Genomic DNA, 14,047 nt, shown 5'->3' with positions numbered 1-14,047 from the left:
TCAGAGCCTGATCGAATCAGGCGGCGCGCGCCGCAGCGCTGGCCACGGCCAGGGCCGTCATGTTGAACACGCGGCGCACGGTGGCGGCCGGCGTCAGGATGTAGGCCGCAGCCGCCGCACCCATCAGGATCGGGCCCACCGTCACACCGCCGCTGGTGGTGGTCTTGAGCACGTTGTAGAGGATGTTGGCTGCGTCAATGTTCGGGCAGATCAGCAGGTTGGCCGAGCCGCTGAGCGTGGAATCTGCCATGTACGCGTTGCGGATGCCTGGCTCCAGCGCGGCGTCACCGTGCAGTTCGCCGTCGCATTCGATCTCGGGGTGGGCCGCTACGAACAGATCGCGCGCTTCACGCATCTTGCGGGCCGAGGCGCGCTTGGACGAACCGTAGCTCGAATGCGACAGGAACGCCACCTTGGGTGGCAGGCCAAAGCGCTGCACTTCCTGCACCGACATCCAGGCAATGTCGGCCAGCTCCTGCGCCGTGGGGTCTTCGTTCACGTAGGTGTCTGCAATGAACAGGGTGCCGTTGCGGTCCGTCATCAACGCGTTCAGCGCGGCGTAGTTGGTGGCGCCGGGGGCATGGCCCAGGATGTTGCGGATGCGCTCCAGGTGGGTTTCATAGGTGCCCACCAGGCCGCAGATCATGGCGTCGGCATCGCCCAGCTTCACCATCAGCGAGGCGATGATGGTGTTGGAGCGGCGCACGGCCGCCTTGGCTACCTCGGGTGTGGCGCCTTCGCGCTTCATGAGCTGGTGGTAGGTTTCCCAATACTGGCGGAAGCGTGGATCGTCTTCGGGGTTGCACACTTCCACATCCTTGCCGATCTGCATGCGCAGGCCAGCCTTTTCAATGCGGGCGGCAATGACGGCAGGGCGGCCGATGAGGATGGGGTGGGCAATCTTGTCGTCGATGGCCAGCTGCGCTGCACGCAGGGCGCGCTCGTCTTCGCCGTCGGCATAGGCCACACGCTTTTTCGCATCGGGCAGGGCCTTTGCGGCCGTGATCACGGGGCGCATGAGCATGCCGGTTTGGTAAACAAAGCGCGACAGGCTTTCCTTGTAGGCATCCATGTCTTCGATGGGGCGCGTGGCCACACCGGATTCGGCCGCAGCCTTGGCCACCGCAGGCGCGATCTTGAGGATCAGGCGCGAGTCAAACGGTGTGGGGATCAGGTAGTCGGGGCCAAAGGTCAGCTCCTTGCCTGCATACGCGTTGGCCACCTCTTCGCTGATGTCGGCCTTGGCCAGGTCGGCAATCTGGCGCACGCAGGCCAGCTTCATGGCTTCGGTGATCTTGGTGGCGCCGCAGTCCAGCGCGCCACGGAAGATGTACGGGAAGCACAGCACGTTGTTCACCTGGTTCGGGTAGTCCGAACGGCCGGTGGCAATGATGCAATCGGGCCGCACGGCCTTGGCCAGCTCGGGGCGGATTTCGGGCTCGGGGTTGGCCAGTGCCAGGATGATGGGCCTCTCGGCCATCGTCTTGACCATCTCGGCCGTGAGCACGCCAGGGGCCGAACAGCCCAGGAACACGTCGGCGCCGTTCACCGCGTCAGCCAGCGTACGCGCGTCGGTCTTTTGCGCGTATTGGGCTTTGGACTCGTCCAGACCACCGGGGCGGCCTTCGTAGATCACGCCCTTGGAGTCGCACACGAAAATGTTTTCGCGCTTCACGCCCAGGCCCACCATCACATTCAGGCAGGCAATGGCGGCGGCACCGGCGCCAGAGACGGCCACCTTCACGTCGCCAATTTGCTTGCCCACCAGCTCCAGTCCGTTGAGCAGCGCAGCGCTGCTGATGATGGCCGTGCCGTGCTGGTCGTCATGGAACACCGGAATGTTCATGCGCTTGCTCAGCTCGCGCTCGATGTAGAAGCACTCGGGGGCCTTGATGTCTTCGAGGTTGATGCCGCCGAGCGTGGGCTCCAGGCTGGCGATGATCTCGATGAGCTTGTCGGGGTCGCGCTCGGCCAGTTCGATGTCAAACACGTCCACACCGGCAAACTTCTTGAACAGGCAGCCCTTGCCTTCCATCACCGGCTTGCCGGCCAGCGGGCCGATGTCGCCCAGGCCCAGCACAGCGGTGCCGTTGGTGATCACGCCCACGAGGTTGCCGCGCGAGGTGTAGTCAAACGCCTTGGAAGGGTCGGCCTGGATGTCCAGGCAGGGGTAGGCCACGCCAGGCGAATAAGCCAGGGACAGGTCGCGCTGGTTGGACAGCGGCTTGGTGGGCGTGACGGAAATCTTGCCCCGGCTGGGGTTGCGGTGGTATTCACGCGCGGCATCGCGCAGGGCTTGTTCGGCGGCGGACAGATTCTGGGTCATACGAAAAAGTGGGAGGCTTTCACGGGATTCAGCGGCAGGCGCAAGGGCGCCATGCCTCGAAGCGGTATCGGTTCATTCACAGGCCGCGTAGGGCCCTCGGATGGTGTGCAAGGCCTGCACCCGAGGAGAGCGCCGCAGCGGTCACATCAGTCTGCCTCGGTCAGGCGGGTCCGCAGGTGTGCGGCAGGCCTGGCGAGGTGCCCGCAACGCACAGGTCAAGCGGCGGGCAGGTTCCCTGCGGTGGACTACAGGGCAGGGTTTTGGACTGCGATGGCCCACAGGATAACCCGATTGCCGGGCAACCTGAATGAATTCTGACTAACCCATTGGTATCAGAGGGGCTGGGTGTGGAGGGCCATCGCGCGGCGCGCGACACACCCACATTCGCTGGCTTTTAGACCAGCAGGTCGCGCAGCGCCCTTGCGATGACCTTGGTGGCCCGGCGCAGGTCTTCCAGCTGCAGCCGCTCGTCGGCGCGCTTCGCGTGCGATTCCAGCACGGTGCGTGGCCCCGCGCCGTAGATCACGCCGGGGATGCCGCGCTCCACATACAGGCGCACATCGGTGTACAGCGGTGTGCCCACGGCGGGCACGGGCTCGCCGATCACGGCCAGGGCGTGCTTCTGGATCGCATCGACCAGCGGCTGGTTGCCCGCCAGCGGCGTCATGGCATTGGCCAGCAGCAGCCGTTTGATCTCGGCGCTGAGGCCAGCACGCTCGGCTGTTGCCTGTGTGATGGTGTGGCGGATGGCGGCTTCCACCTCCACCGGGTTTTCTTCCGGAATCATGCGGCGGTCGAGCTTGAACGTGACCTTGCCTGGGACCACGTTGGTGTTGGTGCCGCCCTCGATGCGGCCCACGTTCAGGTACGGGTGCTTGATGCCCGCGACGTTGGACGTGATCTTCTTGTATTCATCGTTTTGTGCATACAGCGCGTTCAGGATGTGCACCGCGCCCTGCAGTGCGTCCACGCCGGTGTGCGGCACGGCGGCATGGGCCATCTTGCCGTGCACGGTCACTTCCATCTGCAGGCAGCCGTTGTGGGCGGTGACCACCTCGTAGCTGAAGCCCGCCGCAATCATCAGGTCCGGCTGGGTCAGGCCCTTTTTCAGCAGCCAGCCCGGGCCCAGCTCGCCACCAAACTCTTCGTCGTAGGTGAAGTGCAGCTCCACCGCGCCTTGCGCGGGGCGCGCCACGGCTTCGAGCGCGCGCACTGCGAAGGTGAAGCTCGCGAAATCGCTCTTGCTCACGGCGGTGGCGCGGCCATACATGGCACCGTTGACGATTTCGGCGCCGTAGGGGTCGTGCGTCCAGCCTTCGCCGGGCGGCACCACGTCGCCGTGGGCGTTCAGGGCAATGGTCTTGCCGCCTGTGCCGTAGGGCCTGCGCACGATCAGGTTGGTAATGGATTCCATGCCGTAGGCCTGCACGTCGGCGGTGGGCACAGCGTGCTTTTCGGCGTCAAAGCCAAAGTCTTTCAGCAGCTCGGCCGTTCGTTCAGCGTGGGGCGCGTTGTTGCCGGGCGGTGTGTCGGTGGGCACGCGCACCAGGGCCTGCAAAAAGCGCACTTCCTCGTCAAAGTGCTGGTCAATCCACGCGTCGATCGCGTCGTAGGAGGCCTGTGGGGTCATGGTTGGGTTTCCTCGGCTAGCTGGTGCAGCACCTGGGTGAAGGCGTCCACAGTCAGCTGAATGTCGTTGTTGGTGGTGGATTCGAGCGGGTTGTGGCTGATGCCGGAGTTCTGACCGCGCGTGAACAGCATGGCCTGCGGCATGATTTCGTGCAGCTTCATCGCGTCGTGCCCGGCGCCGCTGGGCATGCGGAACACGGGCACGCCCAGGGTGTCCACGGCGCGCTCCCAGTGGTGCTGCAGGGCGGGGGCGCTGGGCGCGGCAGCGGCGCGCATCGATTCTTCAATCGTGTAGCGCAAGCCGCGCCGCTGGGCGATTTTGGCCAGTTCGTCCAGCACGTCGGTCACCATTGCATCGCGCTGGGCGTCGGTGGGGGCACGCAGGTCCAATGAAAAAAGGCAGCGCCCCGGCACCACGTTGATGGAGCCACTGGGCACGTTCAAGAGACCGATGGTGCCCACCGAATCGCCGTCTTTCGCAGCGCGCTGCTCCACATACAGCGCCAGCTCGGCCACGGCCACGGCGGCATCACGGCGTCGGTCCATGGGCGTGGTGCCCGCGTGGCTGGCAGTGCCGATCATTTCGCAGAGGTAGCGCACGCCCCCGTTGATGGAGGTGACCACGCCCAGCGGCAGGTCCAGTTCGTTGAGCACCGGCCCCTGTTCAACGTGCACTTCGATGAAGCCCAGGTACTGCGCCGGGTCGCGCTGCAGCTTGGGAATGTCGTCCAGGCGCAGGCCCGCGTGCTGCATGGCCTCGCGCATGGTCACGCCGCTGGCGTCTTTCTGATCCAGCCAGGCGGGGTTGAAGTGGCCGATGAGCGCGCCCGATCCGAGGAAGGTGGCCTTGTAGCGCTGGCCTTCTTCTTCGGCAAACGCCACCACCTCGATGCCGAAGGGCAGGCGCTTGCCAGCGCGGTGCAGCTCGCGCACGCAGGCCAGGGGCACGAAAATGCCCAGGCGCCCGTCGTACTTGCCGCCGTTGCGCACCGTGTCGTAGTGGCTGCCGGTCATCAGGTAGCGTGCCCCTGGCGCAGCCGGGTAGTAGCGGCCCACCACATTGCCCACGGCGTCTATCTCCACCCTGTCAAAGCCGCACTCGCGCATGCGCTGAGCAACGTCTCGGCCGCAGGCGCGGTGCGCGTCGGTGAGGTACGTCACCGTGAGCTGGCCCTTTTCGGCAAAGCCGGGGTCAGAGTGCCGGGCCAGCGCCTCGTGCCAGTCCCACACATCGTTGCCCAGCACCGGCTCCGCAGCGAACTTGTCGTTCAGGCGAATCTCGGCAATGCGGTGGATGTTGCGCAGGGCCTCGGCCAGCTCAAATTCGGGGTGGTTGTCCAGCCGCCGTGCAAAGGTGTCGATGATTTCCTGTTTGGAGAGACCCGTGCCGCGTGGCCCGCGCACCGCCAGGATGAAGGGGAAGCCAAAGCGTTCGTTGTAGGCCGCGTTGAGCTGCTGAATGCGTTCAAATTCCTCCGGCGTGCATTGCGTCAGTCCCGCCTTGCTCTGCTCGTGGGTGGATTCGGCCGTGAGGCTTTTGGCCACCATGGCCTTGCCCGCCAGTTCGGGGTGTGCGCGAATCAGGGCCAATTGCGCGTCCAGCCTGGCCGTGCGTACCACCTGCGCCAGCGCGTGCTTCAGGTGCGCCAGGCTGCGAAAGGGCCGCTGCGCCAGGGCCTCCTCGGCAATCCAGGGCGAGTGTTCGTACAGCCCGTCCAGCAGCGCCAGCGCTTCGGCGGGGCTGGCGGCGTTGAGTTGTTCCAGAGTCAGTGGCATGGTGGTTGCTTCAAAAAAGTGAGCGGCTGGCGCTTATTGAATGGGCGCTGGAGTCCGATTTGGTTCATAAAGCCGGGGCGGGGTGGTGCTGCGCCCAATGGCGGGCAATGTCGATGCGCCGGGCCACCCACACCTTGTCGTGCTGGGCAATATGGTCCAGAAAACGCTGCAGCGCCGTGATGCGGCCGGGCCGGCCCAGCAGGCGGCAGTGCATGCCGATGCTCATCATCTTGGGCGCGTTGTCGCCAGCGGGGTCACCCTCGGCATACAGCGCGTCAAACGTGTCTTTCAGGTACTGAAAGAACGGGTCGGCGTGCGAATAGCCCTGCGGCAGGGCAAAGCGCATGTCGTTGCAGTCCAGCGTGTAGGGCACGATGAGCTGGGGCACCACGCTGCCGTCGGTCTTCTTCACCTTCATCCAGAAGGGCAGGTCGTCGCCGTAGTAGTCGCTGTCGTAAGCAAAGCCGCCGTAGTCGGCCACCAGGCGGTGGGTGTTGGGGCTGTCGCGGCCGGTGTACCAGCCCAGCGCCCTTTGCCCGGTCATGCGCTGGATGATGTCCATGGCCTCGTGCATGTGGGCGCGCTCCACATCCTCGGGCACGTTCTGGTAGTGAATCCACTTGAGGCCGTGGCAGGCGATCTCGTGGCCCAGTTCCACGAAGGCAGCCGTCAGCTCGGGGTGGCGCTGCAGCGCGGTCGATACACCAAATACGGTCAGCGGCAACCCGCGCTTTTCAAACTCGCGCAGGATGCGCCACACGCCTGCCCGCGAGCCGTATTCGTAGATGCCCTCCATGCTCATGTGCCGATCAGGGTAGCTGGCCGGGTTGAACATTTCCGACAGAAACTGCTCGCTGCCCGCATCGCCGTGCAGCACGGCGTTCTCGCCGCCTTCCTCGTAGTTCAGCACAAACTGCACCGCAATGCGGGCGCCGCCGGGCCACTGGGCATGGGGCGGGTTTTTGCCGTAGCCAATCAGGTCGCGGGGGTAGGGGGCGGTGGCGTCGTAGATCATGGCGTCAGGGGCATGGAATGGGGTCAAGACAGGGCCAGCGAGAGATCGTTGACCGGTGGCTGGCGGTCAAACGTCAGACTTTCTTCCACATGCAGCAAATGTGCCTGCATGAGCTGCACGGCCCGCTCTTCGTCCTTGGCGCCCAGGGCCTTGACGATCTGGGCGTGCTCTTCGTGCGAATGCGCGGCGGCGCTGGCGCTTTGGTACATCAGCGTGATGAGCGAGCAGCGCGAGATCAGATCGCCCAGCATTTGCGCCAGCACCTGGTTGCCCATCAGCTCGGCCATGCGCACATGGAAGTCGCCCAGTAGCTCGGTGCGCTCTGGCGCGTCGCCCTGGGCCACGGCCTGCTTTTCGCGGGCCACATGCTCGCGCAGGGCGCGCAGTTTGGCGGGGGTGACCTGGCGCATGAAGGCGCGCACCATTTCGGCTTCGAGCATGCGGCGCACGGCGAACACCTGGCGCGCCTCGTCGGCCGAGGGGGCCGCCACAAACGCGCCCCGCGCGGGCTCCAGCCGCACCAGGCGGTTTTGCGCCAGCTGAAACAGCGCCTGCCGCACCAGCGTGCGCGACACGCCAAAGTGGTCGGCCAGCTTTTGCTCTGCCAGCTTGGTGCCCGGTTGCAGGCGGTGCTCGACGATGGCGCGGGTCAGGCGCGCAGCGATGAGGCTGGTGGTCGAGTTGTCCATGTGCCGCATGATAGCGGCAAGCGGTGTTTTGTATACAGTTTTGGTGGACGATTGGCGCGCTCAGTGCCCTGGCGAGCTGGTGGCAAAGCGTTCTGCCAGAAAGTCTACAAACGCGCGCACCCGCGCTGCTGTCTGGTGGCGTTGGGGGTAAATGGCGTAGATGTCCGCCGGGGGTGTCTGGTGGTCTGCCAGCACCTGTACCAGGCGGCCACTGCGCAGGTAGCGGGCCACGTCCCATTCGGCCCGCATCACGATGCCGTGGCCGTCCAGCGCCCAGTTGACGGCGATCTCTCCGTCGTTGGTGCTCAGTGCGCCCCGCACCTTCACCACTTCGGTCTTGCGCCCGGCCGTCAGCCGCCACTGGCCATAGGCATCGTCGCCCTGGCGGATGCCTATGCAGTCATGCCGTGCCAGGTCGCTGGGCAACTTGGGGGTGCCCCGGCGCTCCAGGTAGGCGGGTGCTGCGCACAGCAGGCGCCGGTTGGGTGCAATGCGGCGTGCAATCACGCGGGCGTCGGGCGGCTCGCCAAAGCGGATGCACACGTCAAACGCATCGGCGGCTAGCGGTGGTGGGTCTACCGAAAGTTGCAGTTGCACCTGCACCAGTGGGTGCTGGCGCACAAAGTCTGAAATCAGCGGCGCAATCTGGCTGCGCCCAAAGCCCAGCGTGGCGTTCACGCGCAGCAGGCCTTGCGGTGTGGCCAGGGTGCGCGAAACCAACTGCTCCATGTCGTCAATCTCGGCCAGGATGCGCCGTGCATGCTGCAGGTAGGTCTCGCCCTCGGGCGTCAGGCTCACGCGGCGGGTTGTGCGGTTGACCAGTTGCACACCCAGGCGCGTTTCCATCTGCGCCAGCCGTTTGCTGACGGCGGGCGTGGTCACATTCAGCTCGCGTGCTGTGGCCGAGAAGCTGCCGCAACGCGCCAGGAGGCTGAAAAAGCCCATCTCCGAGGGGGCCGGCAAAGGTGTGTTCATTGTTTCTTTGAAGTTAACAATAGGATAACTTGAAGAATGGTTTTGTGAATACGAAGCCGGTAGATTTGCCTCCGTCCGGCGCACCCGTTGCGCGCCACCCAACTACAGGAGACAGGTTTCATGACGAGCAAGACGTTCCGCATTGCGTGCATTCCCGGTGACGGCATTGGCAAAGAGGTGATTCCCGCAGGGCAAGAAGTGCTACAGGCCTTGGCCGCGTCACAACCCGGCCTGGCGTTTGAATTCACCAGCTATGGCTGGGGCGGCGACTGGTACCGCGCCCATGGCGAGATGATGCCCGCTGATGGGCTGGCGCAATTGCGGGACAAGGACGCCATCCTGTTCGGCTCGGCGGGCGACCCGCACATCCCCGACCACATCACGCTATGGGGCCTGCGCCTGAAAATCTGTCAAGGTTTTGATCAATACGCCAACGTGCGGCCCACCCGCATCCTGCCCGGCATTGATGCCCCCCTCAAGCGCTGCGCGCCCAAAGACCTGGACTGGGTCATCGTGCGCGAAAACTCCGAGGGCGAATACGCCGGTGTGGGCGGCCGCGCCCACCAGGGCCATCCCATCGAGGTGGCCACCGACCTGAGCGTGATGACCCGCGCCGGGGTGGAGCGCATCATGCGATTTGCCTTCCGCCTGGCGCAGTCGCGGCCCCGCAAGCTGCTCACCGTCATCACCAAGAGCAACGCCCAGCGCCACGCCATGGTGATGTGGGACGAGATTGCGCTGCAAATCAGCCAGGAGTTTCCTGATGTGAAGTGGGACAAGGAACTGGTAGACGCTGCCACCGCTCGCATGGTCAACCGCCCGGCCACGCTCGACACCATCGTCGCTACCAACCTGCACGCCGACATCCTCTCGGACCTGGCCGCCGCGCTGGCGGGCAGCCTGGGCATTGCGCCCACCGGCAACATCGACCCCGAGCGCCGCTACCCCAGCATGTTCGAGCCCATCCACGGCTCTGCCTTTGACATCATGGGCAAGGGCCTGGCCAACCCCGTGGGTACGTTTTGGAGTTGCGTGATGCTGCTCGAACATCTGGGCGAGTACGCCGCCGCAAAGCGCCTGATGGCTGCCATCGAGCAAGTCACCGCCGATGCCACCTTGCACACCGGCGACCTGGGCGGCAAAGCGACTACAGGGCAGGTAACCCGTGCTGTGTGCGAGCGACTGGCCACCGCAGCCTGATTCCTCTTGCATCCGTTTCCCCCGCCAATACGCTCCCGACAAGAGGCGCGAGGGCGGAGTACCCCTTCACAGAACGATATTGGAGACAAGCCATGACCACGTTTCAATCCCCCAAGCGCCATACTTTGCGCCACTTGGCAGGCGCTGCCCTGCTGTGTGCTTTGGCTACCACGGCCGCAGCCCAGGCCTGGCCCACCAAATCCGTCAGTCTGGTCGTGCCCTTCCCCGCCGGGGGCACGACGGATGTGCTGGCCCGCGCGCTGGGGCAAGAGCTGGCCAAGAGCCTGGGCCAGCCCGTCATCGTGGAGAACAAACCCGGTGCAGGTGCCACGCTGGGCGCCGACTTTGTGGCGAAAGCCAAACCCGATGGCTACACCCTGCTGATGGGGGCGGTGCACCACACCATTGCCACCAGCGTGTACCGCAAGCTGGCGTACGACTTTCAGAAAGACCTGGCCCCTGTCACCACCGTGGCCATGGTGCCCAATGTGCTGGTGGTGCAGGCCGATGCGGCCACACCCATCCGCACCGTGCCCGAGCTGATCTCCCAGGCCAAGCGTGCGCCGGGCAAGCTCGCGTTTGGCTCCAACGGCAACGGCACAGGCCAGCACCTGATTGGCGCGCAGTTTGAAGCCATGGCCGGGGTGCAGCTGCTGCACGTGCCCTACAAAGGCAGCGGCCCAATGACCACCGACTTGCTGGGCGGGCAGATCACCATGTCCTTCGACACCATCACGCCCGTGCTGCCACACATCAAGGCGGGCAAGCTGCGAGCACTGGCAGTGACCACGGCCAAGCGTTCTGCCGCGCTGCCCGATGTGCCCACGCTGGACGAAGCCGGGCTCAAAGGCTTTGACCTGGGCACCTGGTTTGGCGTGCTGGCCCCCGCAGGCACGCCCAAAGACGTGGTCACGCGGCTGAACACGGAGATGGTCAAGATCATCCAGTCGCCCGACTTCCGCAAGAAGATGGAAGACATCGGTGCCGACCCGATCGGCAACACGCCTGAGCAAATGGCCCGACAGATCAAGGAAGACACCGAGCGCTTTGCGCGCCTGGTGAAAGAGGCCAAGGTGGTGCTGGAGTAAGCCGGGCCAGCGCGACGGTGCTTACGTCACAATGCCCCGCCATGACCATGCCTGACCCTCGCCAGAATCCCACCGCCTTCTTGCGCCACCTGTACGACGTGGCGGTGCAAAGCGCACAGCCCCTGCAAGGCCTTCAAGCCCATCTGCCTGCTCCACCCAAAGGCCGCACCCTGGTGCTGGGCGCGGGCAAGGCCGGGGGCTCCATGGCGCAGGCGCTGGAGGCGCTGTGGCCTGCCGATGCGCCGCTGAGCGGCCTGGTCGTCACCCGCTACGGCCACATACCGCCCCGGCCGGCAGGGTTGGTGCAGCGCATTGAAGTGGTGGAGGCCGCGCACCCCGTGCCCGATGCCGCAGGCCTGCAGGCGGCCGAGCGCATGCTGGCGCTCACCCAGGGGCTCACGGCCGATGACTTGGTCATCTGCCTCATCTCCGGCGGCGGCTCGGCCTTGCTCACGCTGCCTGCCGATGGCCTCACGCTGGCCGAAAAGCAGCGCATCAACAAAGAACTGTTGGCCAGCGGTGCCGCCATTGGCGAGATGAACTGTGTGCGCAAGCACCTCTCGCGCATCAAGGGCGGGCGGCTGGCGGCGGCCTGTGCCCCGGCGCGTGTGGTCACCCTCACCATCAGCGATGTGCCGGGCGACGACCCTTCCATCATTGCCAGCGGCCCCACGGTACCGGATGCCAGCACCTGCGCCGATGCGCTGGCGATTCTGGACCGCTACCGCATCACCGTGCCCCCTGCCGTGCGCGCGGCGCTGGAGGCGGGCCTGCTGGAAACCCCCAAGCCCGGCGATGCCGTGTTTGCAGGCCATGCGGTGCACCTTATCGCCACGCCGCAGCAGTCGCTCGAAGCCGCAGCCCAGGCCGCCCGCGCCGCAGGCTGGGCCGCGCACATCCTGTCGGACGAAATAGAAGGCGAATCGCGCGAAGTGGGCAAGGTGCACGCGGCCCTGGCACGGGCGGTGGCCCAGCGTGGCGCGCCGTTTGCACGCCCCTGTGTGCTGCTGTCAGGCGGTGAAACCACGGTGACGGTGCGCCCTCGGCCCGAAGGCGCCCCCAAAGGCCGAGGTGGCCGCGCAGGTGAGTTCTGCATGGGCCTGGCCCAGGCCCTGCAAGGCCAGAGCGGCGTGTGGGCCCTGGCGGCTGACACCGATGGCATCGACGGTGTAGAAGACAACGCGGGCGCCATCGTCACGCCGGACACCTTGGCCCGTGGCCGCGCCCTGGGTTTGCGGCTGGACGACCATCTGGACCGCAACGACGCCTACGGCTACTTCAGCGCTTTAGGTGATCTGGTGGTGACCGGGCCCACGCACACCAATGTGAATGACTTTAGGGTGCTATTGATTTTGTAGCTGCTTGCGCTTATGTATTAAGCGCCAGGTGCCAAAAAGGCTTGAAGCCTTGGCCGGCTCAGGTGGCCAAAGCCTGTTCCACCGCAGCCTTGGCATCTTCCAGGCTGCTGAAAAAGCTCATGGGCTGCGGCGTGGCCTTGGGCATGTGGGCTGGTGGCTGCCACAGGCGGTCACCCATCCAGGTCGCCGTCCATCCGCCAATGTCTTTGCCCTTGAGAATGCAGACAGGCTGCCCATTCAGGTTCGCCGCCCAGCTGGTGGGGGGGCTGTGGTGTCCAGGTAACTGTCATGGTAGGTCCGTGGGGTGGCTATGCCCCAGTGTAGGGGCCGTGGCAGCTGCGTCGGCATTCTGGACAACCCTGAGGAACGGGGCTTGCGCGCAGGTGGACGGTGCTTTGGTGCGGCACTGATCCGGCGCATCTGCCGACCAGCGTACAGCCTAGGCAGGGCCGCACCCTGGGGTGATGCCGCTATGGGCGCGGCGCCCGTGCTTCCTCGTCAATCACCTGCTGCACTTCACGGTAGAAGTTCTCGCGCGCCTCGGTGGCCTGGGGGTCTCGCGCCCCGTGGGCCCAGTTGGCGTTCGACACGATCACCAGCTTGCGTTGGGGGTCGATGAAGATGCCTTGGCCGAAGATGCCTCGGGCCGCATAGCTGCCGTCGTCATAGGTCCACCACTGGTAGCCATAGCCGCGCCCGGGGCGGCCAATGTCGGCGCGCTTGGTGGTGGCCTCGGCCCACCAGCCCTCGGGCACGATGCTCTGGCCGTTCACCAATGCGCCACTCAGTATGAACACGCCCAGGCGGGCATAGTCGCGTGGCGATGCCTGCACGCAGCAGCCGCCAATCTCCTTGCCGGTTTTGCTCAGAAGCCAGGTGGCCTGCTGCTCCATGCCTGCCGGGCCCCACACTTTTTCTGCCAGGTAGGTGGCCAGGGGCTTTTTGGTGGCCTGCTGCACCAGGGTGCCCACCAGGTTGGTCTCGCCCGTGCTGTACAGCCAGCGGGTGCCTGCCGGTACATCGCGCGGTAGCTTGCGCATGTAGCTCACCAGCGCTTCCACGCCGGGTTCGGGCTGGTGGTTGTTGAACTTGGCCACGTCTGAATTCGGGTCGGCGTAGTCTTCATTCCACTTCACGCCAGATGTCATGGTCAGCAGTTGCCGAACGCTCACATCGTCGTAGGCAGAGCCTTTCAGCTCGGGGATGTAGACGCTGACCTTGTCGTCCAGGCTCTGGATGAAGCCGTCTTTGACCGCAGCGCCCACCAGGGTGGAGGTGAGCGACTTGGCCACAGAAAAGCTGGTCCAGCGGCCTGCGGCATCAAAGTCCAGGCCATAGCGTTCCAGCCGCAGCTTGCCGTCGTGCACCACCAGCAGTGCGGCGCTGCGCTGGCCTGCCATGTAGGCATCCACATCGCTCTTGAGCTTCAGGGGCGGCCCTGGGGGCAGGGGCGATGGCGTGCTGCTGGCGGGCACCACGTTGGCCTTGGCCAGCAGCGGGATGCGGTCCAGCGCGCGGAAGGCGGCGTCGCGTTGCGGTTGGGTCCAGAACAGCAAATCGCGGTTGGTGGGCACGGTGGCCAAAAGCCCGCGCGTTTCCTTGTCCAGGCTGTACCAGCCGCCCACGGCGGCGGCCGCCACAACGACCAGTGTGCCCAGCACTACTTTTTTCAAAGCCACGTTTGTCTCCTTGGGGTTCTCAAAGCCTGCAACCCCCGGTGCAAAAGCCGCCGCGCCTGGGTGGCGGGCTGTGCTGCGGGCGCGGCCCGTTTTGTTGATGTTGCCGAGTGTACATCATCGCGTGCGGACAGAGTGTCGGGAGGTGCACACAAGCCCGACATCCGCGCAGTGGATTGACCGCCGTGCGGCGACCTGCAAGCTGTGAGGCACCCCTCTGCACAAGGCCCAGTCCATAAAAAAAGGGGCCGCAGAATGTGCTAGCCGTTCCGTTAAGGGGTTGCTAAGACCCTGCTGATTGTTACAGAATGGGCT

10 protein-coding genes are annotated in these 14,047 nt (G+C 65.4%); 3 read left to right on the top strand and 7 right to left on the bottom strand.

Annotated features, from left to right (window positions below; all coding sequences use genetic code 11):
• Positions 1-16: 16 nt before the first annotated feature.
• From IHV84_RS00055 to IHV84_RS00030, 6 genes are all read right to left on the bottom strand, one after another.
• On the bottom strand, positions 17-2,326 hold the full coding sequence (locus IHV84_RS00055) for an NADP-dependent malic enzyme (RefSeq protein ID WP_198845331.1): 2,310 nt from the start codon (positions 2,324-2,326) through the stop codon (positions 17-19).
• Between the two features lie 394 nt (positions 2,327-2,720).
• Positions 2,721-3,956: an ArgE/DapE family deacylase gene (locus tag IHV84_RS00050; RefSeq protein WP_198845330.1), complete on the bottom strand. Its 1,236-nt coding sequence runs from the start codon at positions 3,954-3,956 to the stop codon at positions 2,721-2,723.
• On the bottom strand, positions 3,953-5,731 hold the full coding sequence (uraD, locus tag IHV84_RS00045; protein ID WP_198845329.1) for a 2-oxo-4-hydroxy-4-carboxy-5-ureidoimidazoline decarboxylase: 1,779 nt from the start codon (positions 5,729-5,731) through the stop codon (positions 3,953-3,955). The genes IHV84_RS00050 and uraD overlap by 4 nt, the downstream gene beginning before the upstream one ends.
• Before the next feature lie 64 nt (positions 5,732-5,795).
• The gene (gene puuE / locus IHV84_RS00040) at positions 5,796-6,746 is read right to left on the bottom strand and encodes an allantoinase PuuE (protein WP_198845328.1); all 951 of its coding nucleotides are present in this window, start codon (positions 6,744-6,746) and stop codon (positions 5,796-5,798) included.
• A gap of 23 nt (positions 6,747-6,769) precedes the next feature.
• Entirely contained in the window at positions 6,770-7,444 is a 675-nt protein-coding gene (locus tag IHV84_RS00035; RefSeq protein WP_198845327.1) for a GntR family transcriptional regulator, read from the bottom strand.
• A 51-nt stretch (positions 7,445-7,495) separates the two neighbouring features.
• Positions 7,496-8,410 carry a LysR family transcriptional regulator gene (locus IHV84_RS00030; protein WP_198845326.1) on the bottom strand — a complete coding sequence of 305 codons (915 nt, stop codon included), beginning with the start codon at positions 8,408-8,410 and terminating at the stop codon, positions 7,496-7,498.
• A 120-nt stretch (positions 8,411-8,530) separates the two neighbouring features.
• Between IHV84_RS00030 and IHV84_RS00025 the strand changes: the two genes are divergently transcribed.
• The 3 genes from IHV84_RS00025 (at position 8,531) to IHV84_RS00015 (ending at position 12,056) form a co-directional block, all read left to right on the top strand.
• Positions 8,531-9,610: a tartrate dehydrogenase gene (locus tag IHV84_RS00025; RefSeq protein WP_198845325.1), complete on the top strand. Its 1,080-nt coding sequence runs from the start codon at positions 8,531-8,533 to the stop codon at positions 9,608-9,610.
• Positions 9,611-9,702: 92 nt separating this feature from the next.
• Complete coding sequence (locus IHV84_RS00020; RefSeq protein ID WP_198845324.1) at positions 9,703-10,698, top strand: tripartite tricarboxylate transporter substrate binding protein; 996 nt, start codon at positions 9,703-9,705, stop codon at positions 10,696-10,698.
• A 41-nt stretch (positions 10,699-10,739) separates the two neighbouring features.
• Positions 10,740-12,056 (top strand): glycerate kinase, encoded by a 1,317-nt coding sequence (locus tag IHV84_RS00015; RefSeq protein ID WP_198845323.1) that lies wholly within the window; start codon positions 10,740-10,742, stop codon positions 12,054-12,056.
• 470 nt (positions 12,057-12,526) lie between these two features.
• Here IHV84_RS00015 and IHV84_RS00005 read toward each other — a convergent pair whose 3' ends face one another.
• Positions 12,527-13,735 carry a serine hydrolase gene (locus tag IHV84_RS00005; protein WP_198845322.1) on the bottom strand — a complete coding sequence of 403 codons (1,209 nt, stop codon included), beginning with the start codon at positions 13,733-13,735 and terminating at the stop codon, positions 12,527-12,529.
• Positions 13,736-14,047 lie beyond the last annotated feature (312 nt).

The organism is Acidovorax sp. IB03 (genome assembly GCF_016406015.1).
GTDB lineage: Bacteria > Pseudomonadota > Gammaproteobacteria > Burkholderiales > Burkholderiaceae_C > Acidovorax > Acidovorax temperans.
Note: the sequence above shows the minus strand (reverse complement) of the source record. Positions and strands in the feature narration are given on the sequence as shown.

Coding starts and splice junctions, on each gene's coding strand:
- IHV84_RS00030 (WP_198845326.1), bottom strand. CDS start 8,410: ATGAACACACCTTTGCCGGCCCCCTCGGAGATGGGCTTTTTCAGCCTC.
- IHV84_RS00055 (WP_198845331.1), bottom strand. CDS start 2,326: ATGACCCAGAATCTGTCCGCCGCCGAACAAGCCCTGCGCGATGCCGCG.
- IHV84_RS00050 (WP_198845330.1), bottom strand. CDS start 3,956: ATGACCCCACAGGCCTCCTACGACGCGATCGACGCGTGGATTGACCAG.
- IHV84_RS00020 (WP_198845324.1), top strand. CDS start 9,703: ATGACCACGTTTCAATCCCCCAAGCGCCATACTTTGCGCCACTTGGCA.
- IHV84_RS00035 (WP_198845327.1), bottom strand. CDS start 7,444: ATGCGGCACATGGACAACTCGACCACCAGCCTCATCGCTGCGCGCCTG.
- uraD (WP_198845329.1), bottom strand. CDS start 5,731: ATGCCACTGACTCTGGAACAACTCAACGCCGCCAGCCCCGCCGAAGCG.
- IHV84_RS00025 (WP_198845325.1), top strand. CDS start 8,531: ATGACGAGCAAGACGTTCCGCATTGCGTGCATTCCCGGTGACGGCATT.
- IHV84_RS00015 (WP_198845323.1), top strand. CDS start 10,740: ATGACCATGCCTGACCCTCGCCAGAATCCCACCGCCTTCTTGCGCCAC.
- puuE (WP_198845328.1), bottom strand. CDS start 6,746: ATGATCTACGACGCCACCGCCCCCTACCCCCGCGACCTGATTGGCTAC.